8 protein-coding genes are annotated in these 8,977 nt (G+C 63.5%); all 8 read right to left on the bottom strand.

The genetic code is table 11. The features are described 5' to 3' along the window. Positions 1–183 precede the first annotated feature (183 nt). A complete protein-coding gene (locus tag ACE3OH_RS15270) occupies positions 184–1,098 on the bottom strand; it encodes a hypothetical protein (protein WP_374354681.1) in 915 nt (304 codons plus the stop codon). Continuing rightward, the gene (locus ACE3OH_RS15265; RefSeq protein ID WP_374354687.1) at positions 1,091–1,810 is read right to left on the bottom strand and encodes a prepilin-type N-terminal cleavage/methylation domain-containing protein; all 720 of its coding nucleotides are present in this window, start codon (positions 1,808–1,810) and stop codon (positions 1,091–1,093) included. The genes ACE3OH_RS15270 and ACE3OH_RS15265 overlap by 8 nt, the downstream gene beginning before the upstream one ends. A 12-nt stretch (positions 1,811–1,822) precedes the next feature. Further along, positions 1,823–2,203, bottom strand: coding sequence for a hypothetical protein (locus ACE3OH_RS15260; RefSeq protein ID WP_374354679.1), 381 nt, complete (start codon positions 2,201–2,203; stop codon positions 1,823–1,825). A 90-nt stretch (positions 2,204–2,293) separates the two neighbouring features. After that, on the bottom strand, positions 2,294–3,082 hold the full coding sequence (locus tag ACE3OH_RS15255) for an ABC transporter permease (RefSeq protein WP_374354676.1): 789 nt from the start codon (positions 3,080–3,082) through the stop codon (positions 2,294–2,296). Between the two features lie 3 nt (positions 3,083–3,085). Next, positions 3,086–5,464 carry a type II secretion system secretin GspD gene (gene gspD, locus ACE3OH_RS15250; RefSeq protein WP_374354673.1) on the bottom strand — a complete coding sequence of 793 codons (2,379 nt, stop codon included), beginning with the start codon at positions 5,462–5,464 and terminating at the stop codon, positions 3,086–3,088. A 501-nt stretch (positions 5,465–5,965) separates the two neighbouring features. After that, complete coding sequence (locus ACE3OH_RS15245) at positions 5,966–6,940, bottom strand: hypothetical protein (protein ID WP_374354671.1); 975 nt, start codon at positions 6,938–6,940, stop codon at positions 5,966–5,968. Positions 6,941–6,948: 8 nt separating this feature from the next. Continuing rightward, the gene (locus ACE3OH_RS15240) at positions 6,949–8,094 is read right to left on the bottom strand and encodes a glycosyltransferase family 4 protein (protein WP_374354668.1); all 1,146 of its coding nucleotides are present in this window, start codon (positions 8,092–8,094) and stop codon (positions 6,949–6,951) included. Positions 8,095–8,102: 8 nt separating this feature from the next. After that, entirely contained in the window at positions 8,103–8,873 is a 771-nt protein-coding gene (locus tag ACE3OH_RS15235; protein WP_374354665.1) for a cyclopropane-fatty-acyl-phospholipid synthase family protein, read from the bottom strand. Positions 8,874–8,977: the final 104 nt, after the last annotated feature.

Below are 8,977 nucleotides of genomic sequence, written 5' to 3'. Positions count from 1 at the left end.
CAACAAGGGACGCAGGGTGGCGGTGAGCTGCTCGCCCAGCGTGGCCTGCGCGCTGGCCTCGGGCCAGGTAAGGCTGGCTTCGTGCTTGAGCATCCAGCCCTGCCAGCGCCGCTGGTACAGGGCGACGTCCAGCCCGTTGTTATTGATCAGTAGAACCAGTTTCAATCGTTCCATGCCGGCGACTTAGCCGGCATCCTCCTCTTGCTTGTTGGGCTCGGGCTGGCCACGGCGCAGTTTGAATGCGCTGCTGTTCCAGGTATTGCCATTGCGCTGCAGCTGCACATCGGCCCAGCTGTCGCTACCTTCGATCTTCAGGGTGGCAAGCATCGACTCGCTGCCTTCCAGCAACTTGCCCAGCTCGGCGCCTACGGTCTGCAGGGCTTGCTCCTTGTTGACCGGCCCCGCCAGGCGCAGGCGCTGCAGCTTGATCAGCTGTTCCGGCTTGAGGTTGCCCAGTGCCGCCACCACTTCCAGCGGCGTCTTGTCCAGATCGATCCGCTTGCTTTTGCTGCCTACATCCACCAGTTCGACCAGGGATGGTCCGCCACCTTCCTTGCCCTCTTTGCCCTCTTTGCCGGCACCCAGCAGCACGGCGGACGGCAAGTCGCTGATCTGCCGCAGCGCCTCGCGGTCGGCAAAACCGTCGGCCGGTTTTGCGGCCAGTACTGCCTTGGCATGCAGCTTGGCTTTGTCGGCGTCGATGCCCATGGCCCCGAACAGCCGTGTCAGCTCCTGCTCGTCAAACAGATTGAAATCCGGGCTCACTGCCCCGGCTGTCAGGCGGATGCGCACCTGGCTTTCGCCAATGGTGACCATGCGCTCATCGCCCGCCTGCCAGACATCCACCCCCTTGGCGCTGGCATCCTGCACCTTGAGCAGGGGTTCCAGCTGGGCAGCCAGGGCCAGCTGGGCGCGGCACAGCGCCACGGCGCTGCGCAGCGTGTATTCATCATGAGTGGTATCCACCACATTGTGGACCAGCTGCACGCCGACTCGCTCGCGATAGGCAACCGACAGTGCCAGTCCGCTCAGCACCACCATCACCGCCAGAACATAGAGCAGGATAAAGCCGGCCTGCTGCCGCGCCAGTCTAGCCATTGGGTCGCAACACCACGGGCGGCAAAGCCAGATGCTGGCTGGCCAAGGTAAAGCGCACTGCAGCAAGGCGACCCTTGCCCGCCTCGCGTGCTTCTTCCCAGGCATAGCGGCTGGCCTGCGGGGCAGCGCCGCCATCCTTGCCGCCCGGCGTCTGGCCAGGGCCAGGCACAGCCGGATTGACCGGTGTGGGGCCGGGCTGCGGCGCGCTACCGGCGGCTTGCGGGCCACCGGGCTTGGCCGGGTCTTTCGGGGTGTCCTGCTGCGCTAGCAGATAGGAAAAGGCGCATTCCTTCAGATTGGACAGCAGCAGGGTGGTTTCTTCCGGCTCGCTGGCCGGCGCCTTGTCGCCATCGGCTCGCTGGCCGGCTGGTGCGGCGCTGGCAGCGGCAGGCGGCGCGTTTTTTGCCGGGGCAAAGCTCTCCAGCGTCCAGCCTTGTTCGGTTTCACTGCAGCGCATGCCTTTTTTGCTACCGGCGACCAGCAGCTGGCGTTCGTCGCCGACCAGCGCGGCTTGCGGCAAGGCGGCCACCGTGCGGCGCATCAGGGAGACCACGGCGAAATTTTCCTGCACATCACCGTAAAAGCCACGACCGCGCTCAAGGAACTGCACGCCCAGCCGGAAGGCCACCACCAACACCAGGCTGATGGTGGCAGCAAGCACCATGGCGATCAACAACTCGACCAAGGTGAATCCGTGCTGGGTGCGGTGCATTGCCACGGCGACTCAGGGCTTGGCGGCTGGCGTGGCGTCGGCAGGCGCCGTATTGGTGGTTGCGGCATTGCGGCGGGCCCATTCAATGGCCTGCTGCAAGGTCATGGCCGGTTGGGCGGCCGGTTGGCCGGACTGCGGCTCGGCAGTCGGTGCGGTGGTTTGTGTGCCAGCATTGGCAAACGGATTGACCGGTGCCGGCTGACCATTGGCATTGGCCTTGGCGCGCTGGATTGCCTCGAGCAGGGAGATGCCCGCAGGCTGGTTTGCCTCGGCGACAGCAGCTGGGGCCGCCGGCGCTGTGCTGGCCGGCTTGTTGGCATCTGTGGCAGGTGCGTCGGCAGCGTGAGCGGCGGCAGCGATCAGACTCAGGGTAATCAGGCAGGTTTTCATCATGGCAAAACTCCTGTTAGGGATGGTGAATGGAAACGACCGGCTGCAAGCATCGGTCGGGGCCAGCAACAGACTGCGCCGGCGCCACAGGGTTCACAACACGTCGGCAAAACCTTTGCGCAGCAAGCGAAATACCTGCAAGCCGAGCCAGGCCACCACCAGGGACAGCAGCCAGAATCCGCCCAGATAGGCCAGATCGGGCGTGGTGCCGCCGAGCAGCCAGCCACGGGCAAATTCGATCGGCACGGTCAGCGGATTCCAGTACAGCACTTGCTGCATCCACGGCTTGAGCGAGCTGAGCTGGTAAAACACCGGGCTGAGGAAGGTGAGCAGGGTAAGCAAGAGCTGCACCACTGGGCCGACATCGCGCAGATACACGCCAAACGCCGCCAGCGCCCAGCACAGGCCAAGGGTAAGCAGGGCCAGCGGAATGAACAGCAGCGGCAAGAGCAGCAGTTGCGGTGCTAGGTGCTGGTGCACCCATGCCTCGCACGCCACCCAGATCGCCAGGCCGATCAACCAGTTGAAGCCGGCCACGAACACCGATACCACCGGCAATACCGGCAGCGGGAACACCACCTTCTTGATGTAGTTGGCATTGGCCAGCATCAGGTTGGGCGCACGCGACACGCATTCCGAAAAGAAATTCAGGAACAGCATGGCGATGAAAACATTCAGCGCAAAGGTGGTCTTGTCGCCCTCCGGCGCTGAACCCCAGCGCGCCTTGAACACCTCGCTGAACACCCAGGTGTACACCGCCAGGGTGAATAAGGGCGGCAGGATGGTCCACAGCCAGCCCAGCGAGGAGCCGCGATAGCGGGCGGCGATCTCGCGGCGGGTCAGCTGGGTGACCAGATGAAGCTTGGGCAGATGGTGCAGCATGGATCAGTTCGGACGAGCGACCGGCTGGGCGGGCTGGGCAGTCGTGACCGCCTTGGCAGGCTTCGGCGCCATGAATTTGCGCAATTCGGCAAGGGCAAGGTCAAGGTCTTGGGCCAGGCGGTCGGCGTCGGTTGGCGTGCGGACGATGTAGGGCGTAATGGTCAGCACTAATTCTGTGCGCTCGCTTTGTTTCTGCTGATAGCGGAACAGCGACCCCAGCACCGGCACATCCTTCAAATACGGGACGCCGTTGTTGTTCAAATTGTCCTTGTCCTTGATAAGGCCGCCAATGATCAGTGTCTTTCCCTCTTGCAACGTTACTTCGGTATCAACACTGCGCTTGCTGATAGTTGGACCTGCGCCATTTTCCCCTGCCTTCTTCAGGTCGCTAACTTCCTGCTGCAACTCCAGATTGATCAAGCCGGACTCATTGATGCTGGGCTTGACGTGCAACAGCAGGCCGACAGTGCGGTAAGCATAGGTGCTGGTTACAGCGCTGGGATTGGCGCTCGTGGGGCTGCTTACCTCGCCGGATTTAATGGAAACATCGTCACCAATCTCAATCTTGGCTTCTTTGCCATCACTTGCCAGAACGCGGGGGGACGACAGTACTTTGATATCGCCATCGCTTGCATAGGCCTGCAACTGGGACAAGAAGTTGGCGCCGTTGTACAGACCGTAGGCTAAGCCGCCTGCCAGGTTGGTTGTTGTCCCGACCGGCGTGATGGTGGTTGCGGTAGCGTATTTCGACCCGTTGAATTGAACGTTATTCCCGTTCAAGAGCTTCCAGGTAACACCCATCTCATTGTTTTTGCTGAGATTTATTTCAATGATATTCGCCTGAATCAGCACCTGCCGTGGCGCCGTATCGAGCTGGTCGAGCAGCTTGAGAATCTGCAGATAATCTTGACGGCCAGCCTTGATGATCAGCGAATTGCTCTTGTTGTTCGGGATGATCTGCACTTCGCCCGACAGGCCGGCGCCCGAGGCGGTGGCGGTGGTGCCGCTGCTGACCGGGCCCTTTTCGACTACTCGGGCGGCCTGGTTGTTGGTCGAAGAGGCACTGCCCAGCGAGGCGCTGCTGAGCTTGTTGGACGAGGAAGAAGCAGGTGCGCCGCCGCCATAAATCTGGCTGATCAGCCCGGCCAGATAGTCGGCCGAGTTGTTTTTCACCGTATAGATATTGATGCGGGCGTTCAGGCCTTCCTTCGGCGCAATGTCCACATCCTTGATGCGGCGCTTGGCGGTTTCCAGGATGTCCTTGGTGGCGGCGGTCAGCAAGATCGCGTTCATGCGCTTGATCGGCATGAAGAACACCTTGTTGGCCTCGGTGCCTTTCCAGTTGTACATCTGCGAGGTCTTGAACAGCGTTTCCATTTCCTTGGCCACCTCGGTGGCGTCGCCGTTCTCGATCTGCACGATTTCGGTCTGCACCGCCGACAGGTAGTCCACATCAAGGGATGCGAGGATTTCCTGCAGCTTCTTCATATTGGCGGCGCGGTCCACCACCAGCAGGTAGTGGTCGGTCGGGTCGGTGGTAATACCGGCTTGTGGGCCGATAAAGTTCTTCAGAGTATTGAGTACCGCCGATGGCTGCACATAGCGCGGCTGAAAGATCTGGATCATCGCGCCATTGTTGCCGGTAGCGGCGCCTGATACCGCATCGCGCGGCACCAGGGAGTCGCGTTCCACCTTGTACAGATTGCCTTCACGCACGATGGACACATTGTTGAAGGCCAGCACGCTTTGCAGCACGCCCAGCAGGTCTTCGGCGCTGACCGGGCTCAGGCCATTGATATTGACCTTGCCGGTGACGCCGGGGTCGACCACGTAATTGAGGTGCAGGATATCGCCCATGACGGTCTGCACCACTTCGAAGATATCGGCATTGTCAAAGCGCAGGGTCACGCCATTGGCGCTGTCGAGCTTGGGCTGCTGGACCTTGACTTCATTGCTGGGCTTGATCGGCACCTGGGGCAGTGCTTCGGATGGCGCCGCGGTGGCGGCTGGCGCATCGGCGGCCGGTGTTGCCGCAGCAGGCGTCGCTGCTGCCGTGGCGGGCGCACTGGCGCCATCTTTTTTCGGGTCGGCCTTGGCGTCGCTCTTGCCGGCATCAGCGGGCTTGGCGGTGGCCGGCGCTGGCGTGGCTGGATTGGCCGGCGCGGGCTGTGGCTTGCTAGCGGCCGGTGCGGTGGCGGCAGGTGCTACGACGGCCGGATTGGTCGGCGTGGCCTGAGGCTTGGCAGGTTCCGGTTTCGCTGGCTGGCTTGCCGGTGCCGGCGCCGTAGCTGGCGCTGGAGCTGCCGGAGCAAAAGGATTGGCGGGCGGGTTGCCGGCTGCCGTGCCTTTCTTGGCGTTCTGGATCGCTTCCAGCAGCGACATCGGTTGGCCTGGTTCCTGCGCTATGGCCCGGGGCGCGAACAGCATCGAAATCAGGGCGGAGAGTGCGGCAGCACGAAATAGCGGTAGCGGTTGCATTGAGCGATTTTTGGCTTAGAAGTCGGTTTGGCTGTTCATCTGGTTGCACATGCCGCCCAAATGAATTGTCACCACAAGGTGGTGACAGGAATCTCTTGCTAATTCAATTGTTTACCCAAAAGGGTCGCGGATTGTAACACAGCTGATCTTCACCTTGTTCGTGCCGCAAGTGGCGCTGGCGAACAGGCTCGTCTAGGAGGGGGGCTGGGCGCATTAGTTCCGGGGCGTGCCTCGCACCAAGGAAGACAAGTCTTGAACCACAGAGGACACAGAGTGCACAGAGCTGGCACAGAGACAAAGCCGATCGGCAGGTCTGGCTGGATCCTTCAAGGTTTTCTCTGTGCACCCTCCGTGTTCTCTGTGTCCTCTGTGGTTCAAGGTTTGAGCTTGGGGGGCGCAGTCAGATCAGCGAAAGTCGGTGTCGCCGCCAAGCAAGAACCAGCGATTGCGTTGCTCGTCCGGGCTAGGCCCGTCCGACCAGTTGTTGGCGGGAATAATCACGTCGATATCGCGGCTGGCGAGCGGAGTGGGGAAGAGCTGCTGGTGCGATTCGCTCACCCACATGCGCAAGTGGCGGGCGCCGGCGGCGGCGGCCAGCTGGCGCGCTGCCAGGGCACAGCTGGCCCAGTGCCGTTTGGCGGCGACCAGATCCAGCCATTCGCTGTGTTCGCCATGGTGGCGTAACACCACCAGACCGATGGCGCGCCCGCCTAGCCGGTGGCGCAACAGCGCGCAGTGATAGGGCTGGTCCGGATGCTCGAAATAGCGGTAGCGCAGCCGCTCCAGATCGCGGATGCCGACAATATCGGCGCGCAAGTCCTCGGCCATGGCGGCCCACAGCCGGCGCAAGGCGCCAGCGTGCTGCGCCGGGTCGTGGAGCGGGCTCAGGCTCAGCCACCAGGGCAGGGCGGCGCCGGCGCTTTCCCATTCCAGCTCCACCACCTTGCCGACCGGCTTGTACAGGCCGAGGCGGTCGGCCACGGTCATCGCCCGCTGGTTGGGAAAGCCAAAGCCGTGGATAAACTGTTTGCCGAAGCCGACATAGCTGTCGATGAACTGCGAGGCGGCCAGAAAGAACGGGCCCTTGCGGCTGAGCGAGGCACGCCCGGCCTGGGCGACCATCACATCGCCAATCTGCACCGATTCACGCCGCTGGCCGGCGTCGAGCACGCTGCGCGCCAAGCCGCCATAGTGGGCGATCAGCTCGCCCGCTTCATTCCACACCCCCATGCCGATGCCGTGGCCGTTGGCGTATTTCCACTGATGCAGCGCCTCGCTCATTTCACCGCCAAAGGCCTGGCGGAACAGGCTTTGCATGGCAGGGAGGTCGGAGGTTTGCAGCGGGGCAATGCGCATGGTGCGGCTTGGCTGGTCAGACATGGCGGGACTCAAGGCTGGGCGGCTTGGTAAATGCGTGAATACTGCCCGGCAATCGCGGCGGCGGTCGGCCGCGTCCGGGCAAAGGCCTGGGTGCGTTCGCACAGCTGCTCGCGCAGGGCTTCGGTGCTGAGCAAAAGCTTGAGCTGGGCGGCGAAATGGTCGAAGTCGTCGCGCGCGAGCAGGGCGGCGTCGCCGACCACTTCGCTGACCGCGCCGACAGCGGTGCACAGGCTGGGCAGGCCGGCCAATACGGCCTCGACATTGGCCATGCCATAGGATTCGGTCGATGAGGCACTGACATAGGCGTCGGCTGCGGCGTAATACGGTGCCGGGTCGTCGGTGCTGGCAAACAACGGCGGCGCGATGCCGGCGGCGCGGGCGGCTGCCCGGTATGGGGTCGGGTCGCCATCGCCAAGCAGCAGCAATTGCCAGTCTTCGCCACTCTGGCCGAGGGCGCGGATGATCCAGTCAAAGCGCTTGAGCGGGATCAGCTGACCCACCGCCAGCAGATAGCGGCGCCCGGGCGTGCAGCCGAGTTGCTCGCGGGCTGCCGCCCGATCGAGCGCTGCGGGCGCGGGAATATGGTGGCCAATGGCGTGCCAGCGTGCATCGGGCGTAAGGCGCAGCTCGGCGGCGATATTGGCAAGGCCGAGACGCGCCGGGTGGATGATCCAGTGGGCATCGGCCAGCGCGCGCCGCTCGATATGGTCAAACGCCGCGCGCAGCCAGCGCGGCAGGGGCAGCACATGGCGGTGCAAGGCTTGCGCCATGCTGTGAAAACCGTGCTGGGTCAGGCCGATTGCGACCGGGTGCGCGGAGTGTGCGCCGGTCTGTGCCGCGCGGGTCAGCAGGGCGTCGTGGCAGTGCACATGGCTGTGGCCGTGTTGCTGCGCATGGCGCATGGCGGCGCGGCCAGTAGCCCAGGTGCGGGTGATCGAGTGCAGCAAGGGATGCAGTTCGCGACCGGTGAAGCGGCCGGCCCGGCGCGCCCAGACCTCGGCTTGCGCTTGTTGCTGTGCGCTGAGCTGCTCGGTGCAGAAATAATCCACCGCGATGCCGAGTGCTTGCAGCTGGGCGATCAGGTGGCTGGTGCTGCGGCCGAGGCCGTAGCGCCGGTCCAGGCCGGATTCGCGGGTAACGAACAGGATCTTCACGCTGCGGCTCAGGCCTTGCGATAAACCAGGCGCAGGTAGGCGTATTCGCCGGCGGCATAGCGTGCCTGGTAGCCACGATTGGATGCCTGCAAGTCGGCCAGGTGCTGCGGGGTGACGCCGGGCAATTGCAGCAGGGCGGCCTGGTGCCGATCGACTGCAGCCAGCAGAAAGCGCAGGGTGTGGGCGGCAGACTCGCTCAGATCAAGCTGGCTGTCGCGAACAAAACCATGGCGCAGGGCCGCTTCGCCGAAATGTGCCAGCGCTGGCAAACTCGCAGGCCCGCCGGTGCTGAATTCATCTAGGATCAGCACCCGGCCACCCGGCTCCAGCAGGCTGGCGGCCTTGCGCCACAAGGCATTCATTTCCACGTACTGGCAGGACTCCTGGAACACGATGGTGTCAAAGCGCAGGCTTTCGCTGAAATCCTCGAAGCGGCTGTGATGCAGGGTCACTGCCGGGCAGCGTTCGCGGGCAATCACGATCTGTGCCGGATCGGGCGTCAGGCCATGAATCTGGTGCCCCAGCTCATGGAGGCGCTGCAAGGTGGTGCCAAGGCCGATGCCCACTTCGAGAATGCGCTGCGGCTGCTCGCCGAGGGCTTCCAGTAGCAGGCGGGTCGAGCGCTCCTGCGCCTCGGCCGCCGGCTCGTCGGCCGAGGCGAACAGGCCGTAGTGCAGATAGCGCACCTCGCCGACCTCAAGGCGCAACAGCTCGGCATAGGCGTTCAGAGGAAAGGGCAGGGCAGGAATCTGCTGGCGTATCAATTGATCGAGCGACATGGGCGTAGAGGCTAATGGTTTGGGTGGGCTGTTTCAGCTGGCCGGTAATTGGTCGAGCCGCCACAGGGCGAGCGATTTGTCGGCGAACTGGCCGCCCTCGCCCA

The organism is Chitinimonas sp. (assembly GCF_041904975.1).
GTDB lineage: Bacteria > Pseudomonadota > Gammaproteobacteria > Burkholderiales > Chitinimonadaceae > Chitinimonas.
Note: the sequence above shows the minus strand (reverse complement) of the source record. Positions and strands in the feature narration are given on the sequence as shown.

Excerpts from the sequence above, each read along its gene's own strand:
- ACE3OH_RS15270 (WP_374354681.1), bottom strand. The coding sequence starts at position 1,098 with ATGGCTAGACTGGCGCGGCAGCAGGCCGGCTTTATCCTGCTCTATGTT.
- ACE3OH_RS15265 (WP_374354687.1), bottom strand. The coding sequence starts at position 1,810 with ATGCACCGCACCCAGCACGGATTCACCTTGGTCGAGTTGTTGATCGCC.
- ACE3OH_RS15260 (WP_374354679.1), bottom strand. The coding sequence starts at position 2,203 with ATGATGAAAACCTGCCTGATTACCCTGAGTCTGATCGCTGCCGCCGCT.
- ACE3OH_RS15255 (WP_374354676.1), bottom strand. The coding sequence starts at position 3,082 with ATGCTGCACCATCTGCCCAAGCTTCATCTGGTCACCCAGCTGACCCGC.
- gspD (WP_374354673.1), bottom strand. The coding sequence starts at position 5,464 with ATGTCGCTGCTGGAAGCGATCCAGAACGCCAAGAAAGGCACGGCAGCC.
- ACE3OH_RS15245 (WP_374354671.1), bottom strand. The coding sequence starts at position 6,940 with ATGTCTGACCAGCCAAGCCGCACCATGCGCATTGCCCCGCTGCAAACC.
- ACE3OH_RS15235 (WP_374354665.1), bottom strand. The coding sequence starts at position 8,873 with ATGTCGCTCGATCAATTGATACGCCAGCAGATTCCTGCCCTGCCCTTT.